This is a genomic window from Microbulbifer flavimaris (genome assembly GCF_001641755.2).
GTDB lineage: Bacteria > Pseudomonadota > Gammaproteobacteria > Pseudomonadales > Cellvibrionaceae > Microbulbifer > Microbulbifer flavimaris.
In genome coordinates, this window is record NZ_LRFG02000002.1 from 676,203 (window position 1) to 699,415 (window position 23,213).

At 59.9% G+C, this 23,213-nt stretch carries 22 protein-coding genes; 12 read left to right on the top strand and 10 right to left on the bottom strand.

From position 1 onward, the window contains the following. Positions 1 to 58: 58 nt before the first annotated feature. Complete coding sequence (locus tag AWR36_RS07745) at positions 59 to 1,504, bottom strand: NAD-dependent succinate-semialdehyde dehydrogenase (protein ID WP_067083366.1); 1,446 nt, start codon at positions 1,502 to 1,504, stop codon at positions 59 to 61. Positions 1,505 to 1,676: 172 nt separating this feature from the next. On the opposite strand from AWR36_RS07745, the gene AWR36_RS07750 reads away from it, so the two are divergent. The 10 genes from AWR36_RS07750 to AWR36_RS07795 all read left to right on the top strand — a co-directional run bounded on the left by AWR36_RS07750 (position 1,677) and on the right by AWR36_RS07795 (position 13,460). Then, the gene (locus AWR36_RS07750; protein ID WP_067083368.1) at positions 1,677 to 2,594 is read left to right on the top strand and encodes a LysR family transcriptional regulator; all 918 of its coding nucleotides are present in this window, start codon (positions 1,677 to 1,679) and stop codon (positions 2,592 to 2,594) included. Positions 2,595 to 2,766: 172 nt separating this feature from the next. After that, positions 2,767 to 3,636: a putative selenate ABC transporter substrate-binding protein gene (locus tag AWR36_RS07755; protein WP_067083371.1), complete on the top strand. Its 870-nt coding sequence runs from the start codon at positions 2,767 to 2,769 to the stop codon at positions 3,634 to 3,636. Further along, positions 3,636 to 4,313 (top strand): ATP-binding cassette domain-containing protein, encoded by a 678-nt coding sequence (locus tag AWR36_RS07760; protein ID WP_096866623.1) that lies wholly within the window; start codon positions 3,636 to 3,638, stop codon positions 4,311 to 4,313. The genes AWR36_RS07755 and AWR36_RS07760 overlap by 1 nt, the downstream gene beginning before the upstream one ends. Beyond that, positions 4,310 to 5,785: a PhnE/PtxC family ABC transporter permease gene (locus AWR36_RS07765; protein ID WP_067083374.1), complete on the top strand. Its 1,476-nt coding sequence runs from the start codon at positions 4,310 to 4,312 to the stop codon at positions 5,783 to 5,785. The genes AWR36_RS07760 and AWR36_RS07765 overlap by 4 nt, the downstream gene beginning before the upstream one ends. A gap of 71 nt (positions 5,786 to 5,856) precedes the next feature. After that, entirely contained in the window at positions 5,857 to 6,771 is a 915-nt protein-coding gene (locus AWR36_RS07770; protein WP_067083376.1) for an alpha/beta hydrolase, read from the top strand. 21 nt (positions 6,772 to 6,792) lie between these two features. After that, a complete protein-coding gene (locus AWR36_RS07775) occupies positions 6,793 to 7,293 on the top strand; it encodes a GNAT family N-acetyltransferase (RefSeq protein ID WP_067083379.1) in 501 nt (166 codons plus the stop codon). Positions 7,294 to 7,399: 106 nt separating this feature from the next. Beyond that, positions 7,400 to 7,999, top strand: coding sequence for an esterase/lipase family protein (locus AWR36_RS07780; RefSeq protein ID WP_067083382.1), 600 nt, complete (start codon positions 7,400 to 7,402; stop codon positions 7,997 to 7,999). 135 nt (positions 8,000 to 8,134) lie between these two features. Then, on the top strand, positions 8,135 to 8,341 hold the full coding sequence (locus AWR36_RS07785) for a YgaP family membrane protein (protein WP_197409248.1): 207 nt from the start codon (positions 8,135 to 8,137) through the stop codon (positions 8,339 to 8,341). 233 nt (positions 8,342 to 8,574) lie between these two features. Then, positions 8,575 to 11,106 (top strand): choice-of-anchor D domain-containing protein, encoded by a 2,532-nt coding sequence (locus AWR36_RS07790; RefSeq protein ID WP_082679473.1) that lies wholly within the window; start codon positions 8,575 to 8,577, stop codon positions 11,104 to 11,106. Positions 11,107 to 11,234: 128 nt separating this feature from the next. After that, positions 11,235 to 13,460, top strand: coding sequence for a serine hydrolase domain-containing protein (locus AWR36_RS07795; protein ID WP_067083388.1), 2,226 nt, complete (start codon positions 11,235 to 11,237; stop codon positions 13,458 to 13,460). 104 nt (positions 13,461 to 13,564) lie between these two features. Here AWR36_RS07795 and AWR36_RS07800 read toward each other — a convergent pair whose 3' ends face one another. The 8 genes from AWR36_RS07800 to AWR36_RS07835 all read right to left on the bottom strand — a co-directional run bounded on the left by AWR36_RS07800 (position 13,565) and on the right by AWR36_RS07835 (position 19,404). Further along, the gene (locus AWR36_RS07800) at positions 13,565 to 14,317 is read right to left on the bottom strand and encodes a TerC family protein (RefSeq protein ID WP_067083391.1); all 753 of its coding nucleotides are present in this window, start codon (positions 14,315 to 14,317) and stop codon (positions 13,565 to 13,567) included. A 42-nt stretch (positions 14,318 to 14,359) separates the two neighbouring features. After that, entirely contained in the window at positions 14,360 to 14,746 is a 387-nt protein-coding gene (locus AWR36_RS07805; RefSeq protein ID WP_067083393.1) for a SpoIIAA family protein, read from the bottom strand. Between the two features lie 130 nt (positions 14,747 to 14,876). Continuing rightward, complete coding sequence (locus tag AWR36_RS07810) at positions 14,877 to 15,182, bottom strand: hypothetical protein (RefSeq protein WP_067104623.1); 306 nt, start codon at positions 15,180 to 15,182, stop codon at positions 14,877 to 14,879. A 65-nt stretch (positions 15,183 to 15,247) separates the two neighbouring features. Next, positions 15,248 to 15,922 carry an SIMPL domain-containing protein gene (locus AWR36_RS07815; protein ID WP_231745280.1) on the bottom strand — a complete coding sequence of 225 codons (675 nt, stop codon included), beginning with the start codon at positions 15,920 to 15,922 and terminating at the stop codon, positions 15,248 to 15,250. Between the two features lie 78 nt (positions 15,923 to 16,000). Then, a complete protein-coding gene (locus tag AWR36_RS07820) occupies positions 16,001 to 16,306 on the bottom strand; it encodes a putative signal transducing protein (RefSeq protein ID WP_067083399.1) in 306 nt (101 codons plus the stop codon). Positions 16,307 to 16,373: 67 nt separating this feature from the next. After that, positions 16,374 to 17,882 carry an aldehyde dehydrogenase gene (locus AWR36_RS07825; RefSeq protein ID WP_067083401.1) on the bottom strand — a complete coding sequence of 503 codons (1,509 nt, stop codon included), beginning with the start codon at positions 17,880 to 17,882 and terminating at the stop codon, positions 16,374 to 16,376. A gap of 161 nt (positions 17,883 to 18,043) precedes the next feature. Continuing rightward, positions 18,044 to 18,580, bottom strand: a complete 537-nt coding sequence (locus AWR36_RS07830) for an asparaginase domain-containing protein (RefSeq protein ID WP_067083404.1) — start codon at positions 18,578 to 18,580, stop codon at positions 18,044 to 18,046. Positions 18,581 to 18,741: 161 nt separating this feature from the next. Then, entirely contained in the window at positions 18,742 to 19,404 is a 663-nt protein-coding gene (locus AWR36_RS07835) for a fumarylacetoacetate hydrolase family protein (RefSeq protein ID WP_067083407.1), read from the bottom strand. A gap of 246 nt (positions 19,405 to 19,650) precedes the next feature. Here AWR36_RS07835 and serA point away from each other — a divergent pair, with 246 nt between their 5' ends. Further along, positions 19,651 to 20,883: a phosphoglycerate dehydrogenase gene (gene serA / locus AWR36_RS07840; protein WP_067083409.1), complete on the top strand. Its 1,233-nt coding sequence runs from the start codon at positions 19,651 to 19,653 to the stop codon at positions 20,881 to 20,883. Positions 20,884 to 21,051: 168 nt separating this feature from the next. Next, on the top strand, positions 21,052 to 21,960 hold the full coding sequence (gene rarD / locus AWR36_RS07845) for an EamA family transporter RarD (protein WP_082679474.1): 909 nt from the start codon (positions 21,052 to 21,054) through the stop codon (positions 21,958 to 21,960). A 94-nt stretch (positions 21,961 to 22,054) separates the two neighbouring features. Here rarD and AWR36_RS07850 read toward each other — a convergent pair whose 3' ends face one another. Further along, on the bottom strand, positions 22,055 to 23,041 hold the full coding sequence (locus AWR36_RS07850; protein ID WP_231745281.1) for an alpha/beta hydrolase: 987 nt from the start codon (positions 23,039 to 23,041) through the stop codon (positions 22,055 to 22,057). Positions 23,042 to 23,213 lie beyond the last annotated feature (172 nt).

Below are 23,213 nucleotides of genomic sequence, written 5' to 3' on the forward strand. Positions count from 1 at the left end.
TAATCGTCACCCCGGACTTGATCCGGGGTCCAGCTCATCGCAGTTCCGGCGGGTCCGGTCAGGCGCCGAAACAGCAGTACTTGGTTTCGTAAAATTCCGCCATACCCTCGACACCGCCCTCGCGGCCGATACCGGATTCCTTGCTGCCGCCGAACGGTGCCACGGTCGTGGAGAAGACGCCCGCATTGCAGGCCACCATACCGTATTCCAGCGCTTCCACCACCCGGTTGGCTCGACGGATATTCTCGCTCATCACATAGGCCGCCAGGCCGTAAGGCGTATCATTGGCGCGGCGAATCACGTCGTCCTCATCCGTGAACTTCTGTACCGGCGCCAGCGGGCCGAAGATCTCTTCCCGCGCAATACGCATCTCGTCGGAGACGCCGGTAATCACGGTGGGGGCAAAGTAGTTCTCGCCCTCTGGCAAAAAGTCACCGCCAAACTCAACTTTGGCGCCAGCCCCGGCGGTTTCGCTGACCAGTTGTGCCACACGCTCTGCCGCACGACGGTGAATCAGTGGGCCCACAGTCACACCCTCGTCACAGCCGTGCCCCACTTTCATTTCGGCTACCGCCGCATGCAGTTTCTCCACAAATGCGTCGTGAACCGATTCATGCACATAGATGCGGTTGGTAGACACGCAAGTCTGGCCGGCGTTGCGGAACTTGGTGGCAACACAAGCGGACACCGCGGTATCCAGGTCGGCATCGTCGAACACGATAAAGGGCGCATTGCCGCCGAGTTCCATGGACATCTTCTTCACCCCGCTGGCGCACTGGGCCATCAGGATCTTGCCCACGGCCGTGGAGCCGGTAAAGGTGAACTTGGCCACCTGCGGGTGCTGCGTCAATACCTGGCCCAGTGCCGGGGCGTCGGATCCCACCACCATGTTGATGGTGCCGGCGGGCAGACCGGCGCGGGTGGCCAGCTCACACAGGGCCATGGCCGACAACGGCGTCTCACTGGCCGGCTTGATCACCACGGTACAGCCGGCTGCCAGGGCCGGGGCCGCCTTGCGGGTAATCATGGCGTTGGGGAAGTTCCACGGGGTAATGCAGGCCACCACGCCCACCGGCTGGCGAATGGTCTGCAGACGCATGGCCGGATTGTGGGTGGGAATGGTCTGGCCGTAGGCGCGGCGACATTCCTCCGCATACCACTCGATATACGAGGCGCCATAGAGGATCTCTCCCCGGGCTTCCGCCAGCGGCTTGCCCTGCTCCAGGGTCAGGATGAGCGCCAGATCGTCGATGTTGTCCAGAATCAGCTGATGCCAGCGCTTCAACACCGCCGCGCGCTCGCTGGCAGTCTTGCTCTTCCAGGTGGGGAAGGCTGCGGCGGCCGCCACCACGGCCTCCTGCGCATCGGCAGCAGTACCATCAGCGATCTCAGCCAGCAATTCCCCACTGGCCGGGTCCCGCACGTCGATACGCCCCGCCGCATCGCGCCACTCGCCGTTGATATAGTTCTGGGTTTTCAATAACTGCTTATCGGTCAGCTGCATCTGTGCGCTCCCTGTATTCACTGGCCTTTACCTCTATAGCCGGGATTCTGCAGCCGGCTGCAGCCGGAGAATAGTCATTTTTCTCCAACTAAAATTTACCTTTCTCAAACTTTACTCTAAGCTCGATCCGGCGCGGGCAAGTTGCCGCGAAATAGCAACGAGGAGTCGCGAAATGAGCGTAAAAACAGCCCTGGGCGGGCGGGTCAGCGATATGGACCTGCGATTGCTACGGGTGTTCCGCGAGGTGGTTCGCGCCGGTGGCCTGGCACCGGCAGAAGTCGCCCTTAATATCAGCCGCTCCACCATCAGTCTGCACCTGTCGGACCTGGAATCGCGTCTCGGCATGCAACTGTGCCTGCGCTCCCGTGGCCGCTCGGATTTCAAGCTGACCCCGGAGGGCGAGGCGCTCTACCAGGCAATCAGTGAGCTGGATGGCCACCTGGCCGCCTTCAGGAGCCAGGTCAACGCCATCCAGTCACAGCTCACCGGCAGCCTGCGTATCGTGCTGCCGGACGATGTGCTGGAGATGCCGCAGCTGGACCTGCCGGCCACCATTGCCCGGTTGCGCGAGCGCGCCCCACAACTACAGCTGGATGTGCAGCTGGCGGCACCCCAGGAGCTGGAACTGGAAATCCTGGCCGGCCGTGCCGATGTGGGCATCAACCCCCTGCACTCCCACCGGCCGGGGCTCGAATACAAACCGCTGTTCCAGCACCAGTCGCGGCTTTACTGTGGCAGCCAGCATCCACTGGCTAACAAGAAAGAGGTAAGTGAGGAGTTACTCACTGAGCAGGAACTGGCCGCGCCCAGCCACGCAGTGCTCTCCGGTGCTGCCCACCTGTATCGGCTGTTCCCGCATAAGTCGACCGCCAATCATATGGCGGCGCGCCTGGCGATGCTGCTCTCCGGAAAGTTTGTAGGCTTTCTGCCGGAGTACCTGGCCCGGCGCCATGAGGATACGGGTCAACTGGTGGCCCTGCGCCCGGACCGCTTCCACTACCAGATCCAGAATGCCGCCACCTTCAAGCGCAGTGCGGCGGATCATCCGGCGGTGCAGTTATTCCTGAAGGCACTGGTGGTCAATTCCTGATCGGAGCGGAATGCAGAATCAATTAATGCGTTGGAGCAATGCGCTGGACCTGTGAAGCACGCCGTGCGGCCGTCAGGGTGTTCGCCCGCGAGATTTGTAAAATGCCAGTCGCTGGGCTAAAAAGCGCCCTTGCCACCCCTGTTCCCCCTGTAAAAACAAAAGGCTTCCGCAGATGCGCCTCCTGACCGCAATCCTGACCCTACTGGCTTCGGTTTACACCTTCGCTGCCGATTCCGACCGACCTCAGTTCACCTTTACCGCCATCCCCGATCAGAACGAAGCGGAGCTGGTGCGGCGCTTCCAGCAGGTGGCCGAGTACCTGGGCGAAGAGCTTGGCGCGGACGTAAAGTACATTCCGGTAAAAAGCTACCCCGCGGCCATTACCGCATTTCGCAACAATCAAGTGCAGCTCGCCTGGTTCGGCGGACTGTCTGGCGTACAGGCGCGCAAGGCGGTACCCGGCTCCGAGGCTATCGCCCAGGGTTACGAGGACCAGTTTTTCAAGACTTACCTTATTGCCCACCGTGATGCAGGTCTTGAGGCCTCCGATGAATTTCCCAAAGCGATCGCGGGCAAGACACTGACTTTCGGCTCCAAGGGGTCCACGTCCGGACGCCTGATGCCCGAGTTCTACATCCGTGAGGCCTTTAACGAAGCCCCACGGGAGGTGTTTTCACGGGTGGGCTTCAGCGGCGACCACAGCCGCACCATTGCGCTGGTGCAATCCGGAGCCTATGAGGTGGGCGCGGTCAACTATGCCGTGTGGGACAAGGCGGTTGCCAGCGGCGAGGTGGATACGGATCTGGTTTCCGTTATCTGGACCACGCCGACTTATGCCGACTACCAATGGACCGTGCGCGGCGATGTCGACGAGCAGTTCGGTCCCGGATTCAAAGAGAAACTGACCCGGGCGCTGCTGAACCTCGAGGACGAATCAATCCTGCAGAGCTTCCCACGCTCCGGCTTCGTACCTGCAGACAATGACACCTACCAGGCGATTGAGAACACCGCCAAATCCATTGGTCTGCTCGACGACTTCTGATGACCATTCTGGTTGAGCTGAGTCAGTGCCGGCTGACTTATCCCAGCGATACCATGGGTGAAGCCGACTGGCTGGCTCTGGAAGTCGACCACCTGACGGTCCGGGCAGGCGAGCGGATTGCCCTGCTCGGCAAGAGCGGTGCAGGCAAGAGTACACTGTTGCGCCGCCTCCGCCGGGAGCTCGCCGGACAGACGAGCTGGTGCCCGCAGGAACCGGGCCTGGTGCCACAACTGAAAGTTTTCCATAACATTTTCTCTGGTGCACTGGACCGACACTCGGCACTCGTAAACCTGAGAAACCTCCTGCTGCCATCCCGCCGCCATCAGACCGAAATTGCACGGCTTGCAGAACCTCTCGGTATCGCCGATTTACTCTGGAGCAAGGCGGGAGAGCTCTCCGGCGGTCAGCAACAGCGGGTCGCCCTGGCCCGAGCCCTGTACCAGCATAAACCGCTACTGCTGGCGGACGAGCCGGTTTCCGCGCTGGACCGCATACAGGGAGAGGCCATCCTGAGACAGCTGCTGCAGCGTCATACCACCAGCATCATTGCCCTGCACAATGCACCACTGGCCTTGAACCTTTGCGACCGGGTTATCGCGCTGCGGGACAGGCGAGTACTCTTCGATCTCCCCACCAGCGAAGTGCATCCGGACAATATCCAGCGGCTCTACCAATGAGCACGGCAATCGGCTTTCTCACGCAAACACGCAGCCTGCGAAAACTGACCTTTTACTTTGCGCTGCTGGCTGTGGCGTGCCTGGCACTGGCGGATATCGATATCAGCACCGGAAGCCCCGGGCACGAGCTGTGGCTGATGGGCAGGGGATTACTAACCCCACAGGTACCGGACTGGCAGCAGTGGCTGGATGCGGTGATCTATACGCTGACCTTCTCCCTGCAGGGCGTGGTGCTCGCGGCCGCTGTCGGTTTCCTGTTTGCCGTTTACTATCACCTGACTTGGGTGCGGGTTGTGGCGGCACTGCTGCGCTCTGTGCACGAGGTGTTCTGGGCGCTGATCTTTATCCAGATCTTTGGCATTTCGACCCTTGCCGGTGTGCTGGCCATCGTGTTGCCCTTTAGTGGCACCATGGCCAAGGTCTATGGCGAACAGCTGGAGGAAATCGATAGCCGCCCGGCGAGGGCGGTGCACGACCGTGCGGAAAGCGGGCTCAGCCACTTTTTCTATACCCGCCTGCCACTTGCCCTGCATGCAATGCGCAATTACACCGCCTACCGGATGGAGTGCGCCATCCGCTCCTCGGTAGTACTCGGCTTTATCGGCCTGCCGACTCTCGGCTTTCACCTGGAGACGGCCCTGCGCACCGGCGAGTACTCCGCTGCCAGCGCCCTGCTTTTCACACTCCTCGCACTGATCTATTCCCTGCGCTACTGGTTTCGGGCAAGGCTGCTCTGGGTACTGGTGCCACTGGCGTTCTTTGTGCGCCCCGTTTCCGGGGACTGGCACAGTGCCAACTTCGCGCAGTTTCTCCGCGACTGCATCCCGGCCCCGCTGCGTGAAGACTGGGCGCTGGAGAAAAGTGGGCGCTGGTTGTTGTGGCTGGGCGAGCAGATCGGCGCCGGAGCGTGGAATACCGTGCTGTTGGCCCAGATCGTCCTGGTGCTGACCGGACTGTTCGCATTACTGACTTCCACCATGAACTCCTCGCACTTTGTCTCGGGCTGGCGGCGCCGGCTGGGAGACGGCTTTTTGCTGGTACTGCGCTCACTGCCGGAGTACCTGCTCAACTTTATTTTCCTGATCGTGCTGGGCCCCTCTATGTTGCCGGCCATCCTGGCCATGACATTGCATAATGGTGCCATCATCGGCCACCTGCTTGGCAAGCACAGCGATGAAGTGGCACCGGCTGTGATGGAGTCCGGCCCGCTCAGTCGCTTTGCCTACTTTTATGTGCCCACCCTGTACCAGCGCTTTCTCGCCTACTGTTTCTACCGCTGGGAGATCATTATTCGCGAGACCGCAATGCTTGGTGTGCTGGGGATTCCAACGCTCGGTTTTTACATCGACTCGGCATTTGAATTCCTGCGATTTGATGTGGCTCTGATCCTTATTGCCGCCAGTGCCGTGCTGACCCTTTGTGCGGACTCTATTGCCAGGCGTCTGCGACGGCAGTTTCTCCCCGCTTATTGAGGCGGCACAATAGGAGCTTTTGCCGGGCCTCTGAATCGCAGAGTCCAGGCACATTGAACAGGTGAAAGACAATGCTCAGGCTTTTTACCCTCGGCTTCCTGTTAGCCCAGATACAGATCGTCACTGCTATGGAAGTTTCCGCCGGCAAACTCGAGACACTGCCGGATTTCGAGTTCCGTGGCATAGCACCCCGCCCGGTACATATATGGCTGCCCGATGGTTATCCCGATCAGGCGCCTTATGCTGCCCTTTACATGCATGACGGCCAGATGCTGTTCGACGCCGACACAACCTGGAACAAACAGGAGTGGGGCGTCGACGAGGTAGCGTCTCAGCTACAGGCAGCGGGCGAGACGATCCCCTTTGTCGTTGTGGCGATCGAGAATGTGAGCGAGACACGTCACGGCGATTATTTCCCGCAGAAGGCCCGGGTATTGATGCCGGCCGCCGAGCGGGCGAAAGAGCACCCCTTCAATCAGGCAGAACTGCGGGCCGACCGGTATCTGCAGTTTCTCGTCGGGCAACTGAAGCCCTATGTCGACACCCACTATGCGGTTGCATCCGACCGGGCGCATACCGTCATTGCCGGCTCCAGTATGGGCGGCCTGATTTCGCTCTATGCAATGCTTGAGTATCCCCAGGTATTCTCAGCAGCAGCCGCCATCTCCACCCACTGGCTCGGTATCAAGCCTGATGACCAGCTGCCAGTGGCCGCCGCAATCCGCACCTACCTGAAGGAAAACCTGCCGGCGCCGGGCAGGCATCGCTTTTACTTTGACCACGGCACCGAGACACTGGACGCCCACTATCCGCCGTTACAGGAGAAAGTGGACACGATCATGGATCAGGCGGGCTATCGGAGCCCCGCCTGGCAGACACGGGTATTTGACGGCCACGCCCACGATGAAAACTCCTGGCGGGCCCGCCTGGCCGAACCGCTGCGGTTTCTTCTCGGCCGGGATCAACAAGCCACCGATGCAAAATAAACGCCCCGGAGAATTGCAGAAATGAGCCAACAAACACCGGTCACCACCTATTACCTGGAAATGCCCGATCCGGAACAGCTACGGGGAAAACCGCAACCACCCGAGCTCACGGTAAATGAGGCGGTGCTCAAAGAGTTTCGCTTTAATCGCTACCTGTACCAGCTCGTTGGGGAGCCGTGGCAGTGGGTGGACAAGCTCACCCTCTCCGACCAGGCATGGCAGGAATACGCGGAGCGGGACAGCCTCCGTACCTGGGTGGCGTATCACCGGGGGGCCATTGCGGGCTATTACGAGCTGGAGCGACAGAGTGACGGCAGTGTCCAGATCGCTTACTTCGGTTTGGCACCACGTTTCGTGGGCAAGGGGTTCGGCGGCTACCTGCTGACACATGCCCTGCAGTCTGCATGGGCATGGGATAGACCCCGCCGGGTTTGGGTGCATACCTGCAGCCTGGATCACCCGGGGGCATTGGGCAACTACGAGGCCCGCGGCATGAAAGTCTATAACATCGAAGAGGATTAGGCCGCGCGCCCGACGCAGCGCGCGGGCAATACAGGAGCGGCCTCTCGACCATTGAGTGGTCCCGAGCCATACACTAGGCGTTGAAATATCGAGTAAAGCCGAAGCGATGACGCAAAAGAGTAATGTAGTGCTCCTGGTGCCGGGTATCTTTGATCGCGGCCGGTCCATGCACCGGATGCAGGCGGCCCTGCAGGGCGAGGGTTTCTCGGCTCACTACATCCACCTGCGTTACAACTCGGCCTGGTACGGGGTGAAGTACTTATCCCGACAGCTGGAAGAGCGCGTCAGTGAGTTCGTGCAGCCCGGACACACCTTTGCACTGGTGGGCTTCAGTATGGGCGGTATCATCTCACGCCATTTTATGCAGGCGCGCGGCGGGCTGCCGCAGGTGCACAAGTATATCTCCATCGCCACTCCCCACCGGGGCAGCCTGTGGGCCAACCTGCTGCCATATCCCGGAGGTCGCCAACTGAAGATTGGCAGTCCCCTGCTGGCCGAACTGAATAGCGGCCTGGAGCAATTGCAGACCACTGATCCTGTCTCTATCTGGACCCGCTATGACGCTACGATCCTGCCCCACAGCAGCGCACTCCTGCCCCTGGGAGCCCACTATGAGGTCCCGGTAAAGCTGCACCGCTGGGCAGCACTGGATACCCGGGTCATCCAGCTTGTGACCCGGGAGTTACAACAGTCCATGGAACGCTGACAGGGGCCCACAAACTCGAGCGCAGGATTAATCCGGCGACTGATCCAGATCAAGCGATGGTCCGCCTGCTCGGGCTATAAAGTACCCGTGCCCCGTTGCCGCCCTGCGCTCCGTGGCAGTTACAGGAGAAAAACTATGAAGATTCAGAAGAATATGGGCGCGCTTGATCGCGGGCTGCGCCTGGCGGCTGTGGTCGTGATAGCGACGCTCGTCGTTACCGGAACTGCCACCGGTGTCACCGCCCTGGCCCTCGGCACCCTGGCAGTCATATTTACACTGACCAGCTCTGTGGGCACCTGCCCGCTATACCTCCCCCTCGGCCTGAATACCTGCGGGCGTTAAGGCTTTCCATGGGGCCGGCCACGAGCCGGCCCGTGTCGTCAGTTCCCCCCTTTCAGCCCCTCTGGCCCAATCGGCGTCATCGTTCTGGTGCTAACGCATCGGCTTCGTGGACCGCATCTTGTTATTGCTCTGTGCACCGAACCGCCCATCCAGCCTGCTGACTGTATCCAGTCCTGCGCTTAGCGGCGATTGCAGTCGTGCCATGTCGACAACAAGATAACGGGAACACGACCATGCTTCATTTCTCAAGTCCAGGCCGCCGGCCGGTGACATCTGCGCTGCTGCTTGCAGGCGGGCTACTACTCGCTCTGCCTGCCTACAGTGCCACCATATTCTCCGATGACTTTAGCGATGGCGACATCAGCGACTGGTCTACCAGCGGCAATGTGGATGCCTATAACAATGAGTCGATTCGCCTGCGGGATACCTCGACTGCGACACGCGGCCTTTCCACTGCCGGCTTCTCCTCAGTCTCCGTAGATTTCGCCCTGTCCGCATCTTCGCTTGAGAACGGTGAATTCTGCTACGCCGAAGTATCCACGGATGGTGGCAGTAGCTGGAGTAGCGTGCTCACCGTCGAAAACGGCCAGGACAACGGCACCATCTTTACCGGGAGTGGCTCACCGGCCGGAATCGATAACAATACCCAGGTCCAGGTCCGCTTTCGCGGCACGGGCTCGACGATAGGCGACTACTGTTATGGGCAGTCGGTAACTGTCAGCGGCACCAGTGGCGCCACCACCGAACCGGATATCAATGCTCCCGCCAGCCTCGACTTTGGCGATATTGCTCCGGGTAATACCAATACCCTGGGTGCAACTATCAGTAATACCGGCACCGCTGACCTGGTGATCAACAATGTCAGCGCACCATCCGCTCCCTTCAGTATTGCCAGCAACAACTGCGGCACGGTAAGTCCGTCCGCCAGCTGTCAGCTGACCATTGATTTCTCTCCGTCGGCAGATGGCAGCTATAGCAGCAGCATCAGCATTTCCTCCAATGATCCCGATGAGGGCAACGTGACCATCGCCCTGTACGGCAGCGCCAGCAGCGGCGGCGGTGGAGGAGGAGGCAGCGTGGAAAATTTCGATCCGCTCAGTGGGAGCGGCGCTGTCAGCCGCGGTGCACTGTCATTCAATACTCTCATCAACGGCAGCGACCCGGGTCAGCTGGTGAATTACAGCCACTATGCACTCCCCGCGAATGCCGCCATGCCCAGCAACCAGTTTGAAGGCAGCCTGGAGTTATTTGGCGAAGCAACCGGTGGCGCCTTCGACGAGCAAAAAGACACTTACCGCTACACCAGCAACCAGGACAGCACTCGCAAGCACCTGCCGGAATTCGATTTCGAACTGGTACAGACCGGTAGCCATATCTTCCCGGTCCAGCGGGGCTCCATCGCCAGCAGTCACCCGGAATGGGAATACATCCTCACACCCGGACGCGTGTGGGACGAGAATGGCGATAACGGCTACAGCCGTGTTGCCCTGCCGTTTGCATTGCAGCAGAAGAATGCCAACTGTATCCACAACGGCATGATGACATTTTTGTTCAAGGATGACGGCTCTGTGTCCGACGTGGCTTACCAGATCGCCGGGGAGACCTGCCTCTACTTCCAGGTGGACATGTGGGGCCAGCTGGACGCGAGCTATACACCGCACAGCGTCAATAATGCTGCCGCTCTGACTGCCGACTACCAGGCAGAAGTGAACGGACGCATGCCGGTCAAACCACTGAGCGCCCTGGCCCAGGACTACCCCGGCACCGACCCGAGCAAGTTCTCGCTACCTTCGGGTAAGGATGCAGCCAGTATGTCACTGGTGGGTTTCGTCATCGATGGCACCCACTACACCGGGGGTTGCGTATCGCGGCAGGGAGATTATCCCTACTGCGAGTCCATGCCGGTGCCGTCCTATTCCAGTGCCAAGTCAGTATTTGCCGGCAGCGCTCTGATGCGACTGGAAGAGAAATACCCGGGCACCTTTGGCCAGATCATTGGCAACTACGTTCCCGACTGCGCGAGTAACGGCAACTGGGATGACGTGACGTTCGAGAATGCCCTCGATATGTCTACGGGCAACTACAAGCTTGCCGGTTACATGAGTGACGAGGGCGCCAGCCACACGAACGATTTGTTCCTGCCGGAGGACCATGCGTCCAAGATCAGCTACAGCTGTACTGAATATCCGCGCAAGGCCACACCGGGTACCAAGTGGGTCTACCACACCTCCGATACCTACATTCTCGGCCGTGCCATGAACCAGTATGTGAAGGGTATTGAGGGCAGCAGCACGGATATCTTCACCGATATTGTGATCGACGAGGTACTGGCTCCGCTCGGCATCAGCCCCACCGCTCACTTTACCCGCCGCACTTACGATTCGGTGCAGCAGCCGTTCGCCGGCTGGGGGTTGATGTGGTTGCGCGATGACGTGGCCAAGATCGGCGGTCTCTACCGCAGTGGCAGCCAGTCGGTGCTCGATCAGGCGGAACTGGATGCGGCGCTGCAGCGCAACGCCGCGGATCGCGGCAACGACCCACTGGCGGACTACAAGTATAAGAACGGCTTCTGGGCCCACGAGATCAGTGCCAACCTGCCCGGGTGCAGTGGTGAGCTTTGGCTCCCGTTCATGTCCGGTTATGGAGGCATCAGCGTTCTGGTTTTGCCCAACGACACGCTCTACTACTACTTTGCCGACGACGATGCTTACACGTGGATGGACGCAGCCGTGGAATCACACAGTATCCGCAGCCTGTGCCAGTAGACTGATTTTCACACCTCCTCACAGGATAAATCAGGGGCGCATAGCGCCCCTCTTCTAAAAAAACCTACTGTCGATCGTCGACCGCACATTCTTGCCAAATACAATCCCGAATCACTGCGAGAAGAACCATGAAACCCCTCAAATCCCTGGCTACCCTGATGATGGTGTGCGCGTGCACGTCCTCACAGGTCAAGGCAGACACCCTGATGCAGGACAATTTCCAGAATGGCGATCTCGCCGGCTGGTCCACCAGTGGCACTGCCTACGCCAATTATTATTACGGCAACTATTCCCTCGGTCTGCGTGGAGTCGGCAGTAGTGCCAGTTACGCGCTATCTACCGTTGGATATGTGAACGTCAATATCTCCCTCGACATTTCCGCTTACGCACTGGAATACGGTGATCGCTGCATCGCTGAGGTTTCCAACGACGGCGGCAACACCTGGGTCAATGCCATAACGCTGTACAACGGGCAGGACAACAGTGCACTTTATAACGCCGCCAGTGTACCCATCGATGCGGATAACAAGAGTTCGCTATTGATCCGCTACCGCACCAGCGTCAACCAATACTATGACTACTGCTATGGCGACAATGTCTTGGTCACCGGTGACGTGGACACCAGCGGTGGCGACGACCCCGGTGGTGGCAATGACGACTTTTACGACGAGCTGACCGGCAGCGGCAGTGTCACCCGCACACTGCTGAGTTACAGCACTCTTATGAGTGGTGGCGATCCGGGCACACGTATCGATCTTTCCGGCTATGCATTGCCCGCCGATGCCGCCCATCCGCAAAATGCATTTGCCGGTACCCTGACCCTCAATGGTGAGGCCAGTGGCGGCGGCTTTTTTGAGCACAAGGACACCTACAATTACACCGGGGCAGCGGACGACACCCGCAAGCACCTGCCGGAATTCTCCTTTCAGTTTATCCAGACCGGTAGCCATATTTTCCCACTTGAGCGGGGCTCCATCGCCAGTACGCATCCCGACTGGGAGTACGTCCTGGCTCCAGGACGCGTATGGCAGGAAAACGGCGATAACGGCTACAGCCGGGTAGCAATCCCCTTTGCGCTACAGCAGCGCAATGCCAATTGCATGCATAACGGCGTGATGAGTTTCCTGTTCCGGGATGACGGCGCTGTCTCCAGGGTGGCCTACCAGATCAGCAGTGAGACCTGCCTGTACTTCAAGGCTGACTGGTGGGGCCTGCTGGATGCGAGTTACACCCCGGAAAGCATTGCCGGGCAGAGCCAGCTGATTGCCGACTACCAGGCGGAAATTGCCGCGCGCCTGCCGGTGAAGCCGTTATCCGCACTGAACACCGATTACCCTGGCACGGACTACACCTCTTTTGCCAGCCCCAGTGGCACCGATCCCAGCCATATCAGTACTGCCGGCTTCGTCATCGACGGTACCCATTACCGCGGGACATGCACTACCCGCAACGGGGATTACCCCTATTGTGAGTCGCTGTTGCTCCCGTCCTATTCCACGGCCAAATCACTGTTCGGTGGGGTCGCCATGATGCGACTGGAAAAGCAGTATCCGGGGGTACGCAACACCATCGTCAGCAGCTATGTAAGCAGCTGCAATAATGGCACCTGGAGCGATGTCACCCTGGACAATGTCCTCGACATGGCTACGGGCAACTACGACAGCAGCAACTACATGGAGGATGAAGGGGCGGCGCACACAGACAACCTGTTCCTGGTGGATAGCCACGCAAGCAAACTCAGCTACAGCTGCGGTCACTATGCCCGGAAAGCGGCGCCCGGCAGCCTGTGGGTCTACCACACTTCCGATACCTACATTGCCGGTTCGCTGATGAATGCCTATCTGCAGAACCAGCAGGGTGGTGATGCCGATATTTTCACTGACACATTGGTGGAAGATTTGTTGAAACCCATTGGCGTCGGCCCCACCGGGCAGTACACCCGCCGCACCTATGACACTGTGGCGCAGCCATTTACCGGCTGGGGGCTGATGTGGCTACCGGACGACATTGCCAAGATCGCCAGCTTCGTGGGCATCGACGATGGCCAAATCGGTGGGCAGCCTATGCTTGATGCTGCACAGCTCGATGCCGCGTTGCAGCGCTCGCCCACGGATACCGGCACGGTGCCTCTTGCCGACTATCGCTACAACAACGGCTTCTGGGCACATAATGTGGCCGGAAGCCTGACTGGCTGTAGTGGTGCACAGTGGATACCCTTCCTGTCCGGTTACGGTGGCATTACGGTAGTGCTTCTGCCCAACGACAGCGTCTACTACTATTTCAGCGACAACGATACTTACTACTGGCTGGAGGCAGTGCAGGAGGCCCATGGTATTCGCAGCGCCTGCCAGTGACTTTGCCAGCGGCAGTATTCAGCACTCAGATTCCTGTCTGCTGCATAACAAAAGGGGCGATCCATGGATCGCCCCTTTTTTATGTTGCCGGTTTTACCTGGCTACTACGCCTTTTCCTCATGGAATGGCTTGTGCAGTTCCACCGGCTTGGCCTGCTTTTTCCGCAGGCGAATATTGAGCATCTCCACACCCATGGAAAACGCCATGGCAAAGTAGATATAGCCCTTGGGCACATGCACCTCGAAGCCTTCCAGAATCAGCGTGAAGCCAACGAGAATCAGGAAGGACAAGGCCAGCATTTTCACCGTCGGGTGGCGTTCGACAAATTCGCCAATTGGCCTGGCCGCCACCAGCATGACGATCACCGCGAGAATAATGGCGATGGCCATGATGGAAATCTGGTCGACCAGGCCTACCGCCGTAATGACCGAATCCAATGAAAAGACAATATCCAGAATTGCGATCTGTACCAGCACCATACTGAAACTGGACACCTTTACGGCCCCCTCGCTGCCATCTACCCCCTCGAGGCTGTGATGAATTTCATGGGTAGCCTTGAACAACAGGAACAGGCCACCACCCACAAGGATCACATCGCGCCCCGAGATCTCGTGCCCGAACACACTGAACCAGGGCTCTACCAGCCCCATAATCCAGACAATGGAAAACAGCAGGGCCAGGCGCGTGATCATGGCCAGCGCCAGTCCGATAAACCGGGCCGGCTCACGCTGGTGCGGAGGCAGGCGGCCCACCAGAATGGAAATAAAGATGATATTGTCGATGCCGAGGACAATCTCCAGCGCCGCCAGTGTCGCCAGCGCCACCCATGCCTCGGGGCTTGCCATCCACTCAAACATTCGGAAGTTCCTTTTGCCGCCTTTGCTTCAGAGCGGCCTATTCTACGGCGACGATTCCAGCCAGGCCATGGCCTCACTTTCCTCTTCGAAATAGCGCGCTTCGCCGCCGATAAACCAGGAACCCACCTTGGCGGCCAGTTGCTGCCAGCGCTGGTTGCCAAGAATGGCTACTTTGCGGAATTCCCGACCGTGCTTCAGGCCGAGCTTGAGATCATCCCAGGCGGCCCGGGCTTGCCAGCCCTCGAGTTCGCGCGCATCGAGAAATACATCAATTTCGGGATCTTCGATGCCCTCCATGGCGGATTCCAGCATCGGCGCCAGGGACTGGTAGTCCTCATGGGTCAGTTTGCCGTGTACACGCAGGCTCAGGAAGAACTGCTCGCCGGTACGTTCCAGCCCGATCGCCAGGCCGTGTCTCTTGATGGTCATTACGCTCTCCATATCGATTGCAAGGGACTGGCTGGAGTATAAGTGGCGGGGAGTGCGGGGGAGGCGCTGCAGACAGAGTGGGGGAGGAAGCTAACGCCCGCGAAGTGGGTGGCGGGCGCCGGCGACCGGGTCAATGGCTGAGAATATCGACAATCTCGCGGGTGTGATGCATCAGGCGCACGATTTCTCCCTGGATGCTGATGGTGACGATCCCGTGCCGGTCTACCGGCTGGACGATGACGCCGTGGCGGTAGATCTCATGTTCGAGGATATGCCCCTTGCGCAGCTTCTTCTTCCAGCCAGGGGGCAGATCGCCACCGTTTTCGACTTTTTTCTGCAGCCCCGGCGGAAGGTCGTTGCCCGGTTTGGCCAGCACAGCGCTGGCTCCGGCAGCCAGGGAAATACTGATAACTGCTGCAATCGCAGGTTTGATCATGATGGCTTCCTCGCTCAATCAATCTGAGAGGTAATATTCGATCGTGGAGACCACCCGCACCTTTTTTATTTGCGGGTTGTTCTTGTCCCGATCACTGATGCTGAACTGCCCCTGAGAGGCACGCTTGATCTTCCCCAGCACGCTATCGGATCCTCGGCGAACTTCTGTGCGACCTGTCGCGCCTCGTTCGTGGCCTGCTCGATCATTTCCGGCTTGATGTCATTCAGGCCGGTAAAAATATATTCGACCTGACCCTGGTAGTTGTTCTGTGAGAAAGCGATGCCCTCACGCCCCAACTGCGCCAATTGATCCATCACCGCGCGCACCTTATCAACCTGCCGGGAGTACACCGTCACCGTCTGCAGGGCGGTATAGCGAAACTCGGGCCGTGCACCGGAGCTGTATTGCTGTGCCAGCCGGTCTGTCACCGCCGGCAGGGAAGCTGAAATCTCGCCGGCGGAAATGCCCTGCTCACCGAGAAAGCTTTCGATGCGCCCACTGCTGGCCGCGATCTGCCCATATAGCTCCTGCAGGTCATTGCTGGCAGCCGTGAACTGGATCGGCCAGATGACGATATTTGCGGGAACCTCCCGCTCAGCCAGCCCCTTGGCGGTCACCGTGCGCTCATAGCCCTTGAAGCGCTCCACCGCCTGGGTGGCAGACCAGCCCAGGATGGCCAGGCCCAGCAGCAGACCCGCACCCACAAGAAGCGCGGGCAGAGTATTTTTTGTTATCGTCATCGGAATTCTCCAAACTGCAGGCAGCCACTTTAGGCGCGCCAACCTAACCGTTTCTGAACGGTTGTGGTGGCTGGGCCCTTATTCGGCCGGCCGCGACTTTCCACAGTGCCAGCAGTAATCAAACGCTGCCCCGTTGTGCTCCCCACAACCGCGACACTGCCAGTCTGTATCGGGCCCCGGGTCCTCCCGCAGCAGTTGCAGTGCCCGCTCGTAATCCCGCTCCCGCTCGAGCCACAGCTCCGCCCACGCCTGGTGCGGTGCCAGCTCCCCGGTAGCTCCCTGGGCGTATTCGTTCTTGAGGAAAACCGCAATACCTGCGATCTCCAGCTTGCTCTTGGCCAGTTCGACCAGCAGGCGATTTTCGTGGGTGTAAATGAGTTTCATAAATAAAAAAGGGCCGCTGTTGCGGCCCTCAAGATACGTAGAAACAGGATGTCTGAAAAGGTAGATATCAGGAGATATCAATCCAGGTGGATTTCAGCTCGCAATACTTGTCCAGCGCATGCAGGGACTTGTCGCGGCCGTTGCCGGACTGCTTGAAGCCACCGAACGGCACCGTGATGTCGCCGCCGAAATAGTTGTTCACCCATACGGAACCGGCGCGCAGGTCGCGGGCCATACGGTGGGCACGGCTGATATTGTGGGTCCAGACACCGGCAGCGAGGCCGTAGATGGAGTCATTCGCAATCTGCAGTGCCTCCTCCTCGGTCTCGAATTCAATGACGGCCAGTACCGGGCCGAAAATCTCTTCCCGGGCGATGGTCATATCATTGTTCACACCGCGGAAGACCGTGGGCTCGTAATAGTGGCCGCCCTCGACCGCGCTGGAAGCCGCGCCACCACAAACCAGCTGGGCGCCCTCCTCTTTACCCTTGGACACGTAGTGTTCAACGGTATCGAACTGGTTCCTGTCGATCAGCGCCCCCATGACCGTATTCGGGTCCTGCGGGTGGCCGGGCTTGAAGCGCTCGCTGGCCTTTTTCACCTTCTCGATAAAGTCACCGGCGATGGATTTCTCCACCAGCAGGCGGGTGCCGGCGGTGCAGGTCTCGCCCTGGTTGAAGAATACCGCCAGCGCCGCCGCCTCGGCCGCCTTGTCCAGGTCCGCATCGGCAAACACGATGTTGGGACTCTTGCCGCCCAGCTCTAGGAAAGTGCGCTTCAGGTTGGACTGGCCGGAGTACTCGGTCAGGGTCTTGCCAACCTCGGTGGAGCCGGTGAAGGTCAGGCAGTCGATATCCATATGCAGACCCAGGGCCTTGCCGAGGCTGCTGCCCGGCCCGGGCAATACATTCAGTACGCCGTCCGGCAGGCCGGCCTCTTTCGCCAGGCCGGCGAGCTTGAGCGCGGTCAGCGGGGTGTTGGAAGCGGGTTTCAGGATCACGCTGTTGCCGGTGGCCAGCGCCGGGCCCAGTTTCCAGCAGGTGGTGGACAACGGGAAGTTCCACGGCACGATGGCAGCTACCACCCCCAGTGGCATGCGCTGCACCAGGGCCAGCTCGTCGGGACCGGTGGGCGCGACTTCGTCGTAGATCTTGTCCACTGCTTCACCGCTCCAGCGGATGGTGGTCACTGCGCCGGGCACATCCACATTCATGGTGTCGCTGATGGGCTTGCCGGCATCCAGGCTCTCCAGCAGGGCGATTTCGTCCCGGTTGGCCTCGATCAGCTCGGCGAAACGCACCATGACCTTCTTGCGTTCCATTGGCGGCATATGGGACCAGACGCCGGACTCGAAGGTCTTGCGGGCGACTTTGACCGCCAGCTCGGCATCTTCCGGACCACAGCTCGCAATCTGGGCCAGCTCGCGGCCATCGGCGGGACTGCGGGTCGCACGGGTCTCGCCGGACAGGGCATCCACGTACTCGCCGTTAATGAAGGCGCGGCCTTCGATCTGGAGGGATTCGGCCATCGCCTGCCATTCCTGCAGGGTCTGGGGGGTCTTATTTTGTTCCGACATGGCGCACCTCACGGTTAAAATTGAAGGATCATTCGGTTTATACCGAAAATGTGATCACAAATCAAAGAGCTCGGCATTGTAACGCGCAACCACTGCCACTGCGAAGCCGGGAATGACGGATACTGCGCCTTGAAAAGCTCCAGACTGTCGCGCAACCAGGCTCACTGACCGGTGGCAACTGCCTCGAAGGTGCCGGTCTCGCGGTTCTTGCACGCCCCCGGGATGGTGAAGACCCGGTTGTGGAACGCGATATAAAAGCCCGCCGGCAGCAGGCGCGCAGCCAGCAAGGCCTCGGTGACGTTCTGGCGAGCATCGGAGTCGATAAAGCCCATGGGCTTCATGGCGCCGGTAAAAACGACGGCGACCGGTGGCGTGCCCAGCTTCTCGAAGCAGTAGTCGGCGCTGTTGGACATGGTATCGGTGCCGTGCAGGATGACGATGGGGTCGCCGGTTTTCGCGGTGCGGGCCACCGCGTCGGCGATCTGCTGGCGGTCCGAATCGTCCATCTCCAGCGAATCCTTGTTCAGGACACTGTCCAGTTCCAGATGGGTGTAGGGCAGGCGCAGGCTGGCGATCAGTCCATCGCGGATGATGGAGGCGCGGTTGCGCAGGGTGCCGTCCTCCTCACAGTAACTCTTCTCGATGGTGCCGCCGGTGGTGAGGATACGGACGGTCTGGATGGGATTCAGGTCAGTCATCGCGCCACTTCTCTATCGTTTCCCTGGTGCGCCTTTTGGGCGCTGAAATTGGATGGTCAATGGCCGGAGGGTATTCCGGCCGGCGGCATCATAGTTGGCCAGCCCGTTGCTAACAATGGTAGCGCCCGCGGGCACCCGTCGCGGCAAAAGCACGAAGCGACTCAGGCGACGCTCGTTTCGACTCGCAGCCAGTCGTCCTCCAATTGCAGGACAAGGCGGTCACCGTGCAGCAGCTCCCCCACACCCGCCGGCGTACCGGTAAGGACGATGTCACCGGGTTCCAGGGTGAAGTAGCTGCTGGTATAGGCGACGAGGTCGAGGATTGGCGTCAGCATATGGGCAGTCTTGCCCCGCTGGCGGATTTGATCGTTCAGCCACAGGGTAAACGTCAGCGCATCCCAGTCCGGAAGCCAGTCCAGTTTCACGAACGGCGACAGGGGGCAGGCGCCATCGAAGGCCTTGGCTTTCTCCCACGGGTGGCCATCCGCCTTGAGCTGCGACTGCAATTCCCGCAGGGTGAGGTCCAGGGCCAGGCCCAGCCCGGCAATGGCGCCGGGCACCTCGACCGGATTGGCACCGGAGAGTTTCTGCCCCACCAGCAGCGCCAGCTCGCCCTCGAAATGACAACTGCCCCGCCCCGCCGGCAGGTGAATGGGTTCCGCCATCGCCACGGCAGCGGTGGCAGGTTTGATAAATAAAAGGGGCTCTTCGGGAATCGGGTTGTCGAGCTCTGCGGCATGCGCTGCGTAATTACGTCCTACACAGACTATTTTTCCAGTGGGCAGGTGACATTCACTGCCGCAGGTATATCGATGTTGGTACATACTACCGGCCCCATTAGGATGAACATTTCGTGTAAAGCTTTTACAGCCCCGTGTGTTATGATCGCGCCCTCGCCGGACTCCCGGTTGAGCGTACTGAATTTTGCTCAGGGGCGGATCGAACCCTGCCCGAATACGCTGCGGCAGGCACCTCGCATTTGATCATTCGTTGCCGGGATCGCCAGCCGAAACCGCAGAATCCAGCGCTTTTACTTTCTCCAAAACCGTTGCCCATAGTAGAGAGTGTTTATGGCTCCGCAAATCTCTTTGCAAAAAGACAAAATCCGTATTCTGCTGCTGGAAGGTGTGCACCAGTCTGCGATCGACCTGCTGGCTTCCCGCGGCTACACCAATGTGGAGTACCTGAAGACTTCGCTGCCGGAAGAGCAACTGATTGAGAAAATCGCCGATGCCCACTTTATCGGCATCCGCTCCCGCACCCAGCTGACCCGCAAGGTACTGGAGAGCGCCCCCAAATTGATTGCCGTGGGCTGCTTCTGTATCGGCACCAACCAGGTCGACCTGAAAGCCGCCACGGATCTCGGCATCTCGGTCTTCAACGCGCCTTATTCCAATACCCGCAGCGTAGCGGAGCTGATTATCGCCGAGACCATTCTGATGCTGCGCGGTATTCCGGAGAAAAATGCGGTGTGCCACCGCGGCGGCTGGCTGAAATCCGCCGCCGGTTCCTTTGAGGCCCGCGGCAAGACCCTGGGTATCATTGGTTACGGCGCCATTGGCTCACAGCTGTCGGTAATGGCCGAGGCCATCGGCATGCGCGTGGTCTTCTTTGACGTGGTCACCAAGCTGCCCCTCGGCAACGCCACCCAGATCCATTCACTGGACGAGCTGCTCGCGCAGTCCGACGTGGTCAGCCTGCATGTGCCGGAGCTGCCGTCGACGAAGATGATGATCGGCGCCGAACAGCTGGAGAAAATGAAGCCCGGGGCCATCCTGCTGAATGCCTCCCGCGGCACCGTCGTGGATATCGAGGCACTGGCGGCGGCACTGAGAAGCGGTCACCTGGCCGGCACCGCCATCGATGTCTTCCCGGTAGAACCCCGGGGTAACGAGGATGAGTTCCAGTCCCCGCTGCGCGGCATCGACAACGCGCTGCTGACTCCCCATATCGGCGGCTCTACCATGGAAGCGCAGGAAAATATCGGCGTGGAAGTGGCCGAGAAACTGGCAACCTATTCCGACAACGGCACCACTACCAGCTCGGTGAACTTCCCCGAAGTGGCACTGCCTGGCCACGCCGGCGTGCACCGCCTGCTGCATATCCACCAGAATGTGCCCGGCGTGCTCAGCGCCATTAACCAGGTGTTCTCGGAAAATGCCATCAACATCTCTGCGCAGTTCCTGCAGACCAACGAGACCCTCGGCTACGTGGTGATCGATGTGGATGCCGAGTACTCCGATCTGGCTCTGGAGAAGATCAAGAAGGTGCCCGGCACCCTCCGCTGTCGCGTGCTCTTCTGAGCGGCCGGCGTCGTTGTAGGCCCCGGCATCTACGCCGGGGCCTCCACTAAGGGCACTGACCCGCGCGGATTTTGCGAGTAGAATCCGCCGCGGCGCCCCATCCGCGCGATCCGCGGTGGCGCCCCTCCCTGTTGACCCAGACCAACGGCCAAAAGCCGCGAGCGACCTGTGCCCCATAAAGATTCTGCTGCCGCCGGCCTGCTTGCCGGTATCACCGCCTTCCTCATGTGGGGACTGGCGCCGCTGTACTTCAAGCTGCTGGACGGCATTTCCGCACCGGAAATCCTCGCCCACCGCAGTATCTGGTCACTGGCCCTGGCGCTGATCATTCTGGTGCTCATCGGCAAAATGCCGGACTTCATCGCCACCCTGCGCGATCGCAAGCGCATGGGGACACTGGCGCTTTCCACGCTGCTGATCGGCAGCAACTGGCTGGTGTTTATCTGGGCAATCACCAACGCGCACCTGCTCGATGCCAGCCTGGGTTACTACATCAACCCGCTGATCAACGTACTGCTGGGCGTACTGTTTATGGGAGAGCGCCTGCGACCGCTGCAATGGCTGGCGGTGGCGCTGGCGACCATCGGGATCGGCCACGAGCTGTGGCAATTCGGGGAGTTGCCGGTGGTGGCGCTGTTCCTGGCGCTGTCGTTCGGCTTCTACGGCCTGGTGCGCAAGCGCGCGCCGGTGGAGAGCCTGACCGGCCTCGCCATGGAAACCCTGTACATGCTCCCCATCGCGCTGCTCTACCTGCTTTGGAGCGACAGCCCCACCAGCAACCTTCTCGACAACAGCCTGCAACTGAACGGCCTGCTGCTGCTCGCCGGCCCGATCACGCTGCTACCGTTGCTGCTGTTCAACATCGCCGCGCGTCGACTGAATCTGTCCACCGTGGGCTTCCTGCAGTACCTGGCGCCAACGCTGATGCTTCTGCTAGCCACGCTGGTGTTCGGAGAGCCCTTCAATGAGGCCAAACTGGTGACCTTCGCCTTCGTCTGGATCGGCCTCGCCCTCTACACCACCGACGCGCTGGCACAGCGTCGCAAGACGCGGGCATTGCGGCGGGCGGCGCTCTAGTCGCCTCGCAGGAGAGACCTGTCCATTAATGTTTGACGGGAAAACCGGGACGGCTGGGGCTCAGCCGGATACTGCAAAATAAGCAGGGCACCGCTCACCGCCGGCTGCGGGGCAACTCCGTTAACCAGTCGTCCAGGGCCTTCAGGATCTGGTGACGAAAGGGTTGGGTCTCATTGATCATCTGGTGGCGGGCGCCACGGATAATCACCCGCTTGCTATTGGGGAACCGATCGCGGATCACGCGCATGTTGTAGCGCCACGAAACCGTCTCATCATCTGTGCCCTGCAGTACCAGGATGCGCTTATCGTTGCGCGCCGTTTTCGGGAAGGCATGCAGCCAGTCCACCATCGCGCCCAGCCAGCGCATCGACATCACATGGGACTGTAACGGGTCTCGGTGAGCCTGACGGCGGGCAAACTCCGCATCGTGAGTATTGATATTGAAACCACGGTTGGGCGCGACCATAAAGAAACGGCCCAGGTAGAACATCCACTTCCGCAGATGCCAGCGGGCCGGCCGGACCAGCGGTGCGAGCAGGAAGACCTTCTCAAACGGCTGCCAGGCGCTGTATTGCAGATACGCCAGCAACGCCGCCCCGCCTGTGCTCTGCCCCATGGCGTGCCAGGGCCCCGGCAGTTTGTCCCGGGCAATAGCCAGCAGGCCACTTAACACCTGCCGATACTGCAGGAAGGTATCGATTGCCACCGGTTCACCACTGGAAAGACCGTGACCCGGGAAATCGAAAATGACCACATTCAGGTTTCTCTCAAGGCCAAAGCGGATCGCCGCACCGTAAATGCCGGTGTGATCAAAGTAGCCGTGGCAGATAAAGAGGGTGCCGCGCGGCTCCTTTACCAGCCAGTACTGGGAAACCAACTCGAATCCCGCCGCCATAAAAGTGCCGACGCCGGTCTTCTCTGCCAGCGGGAAGTGCAGGTTGTAGAAACTGCGGTAGTCCTGCAGTTCAGGCAGCAGCGATTCCTCACCGCTGAAATCAAGGCGGGGCAATTGATCGCGCAAAGCCGTAAAGTCCGGTCGCTTCAGGACCGGGCTGTGCTCCAGGGTGGACAGTTCGCGCATTAATTCCATGGCGCCAATAGTACTGCATTTTGCGCCAGGAGTTCGCACATGAGAACAACGGGCATGGGCAGCCCGGGACTGATAGCGGGTTTGTCAGTCAGCTACAGGGTGGCACTCAGAGCGGCACATGAAATCGGCCAGGATAGATGAAGGGCGAGAGGAAGAGCGGAAT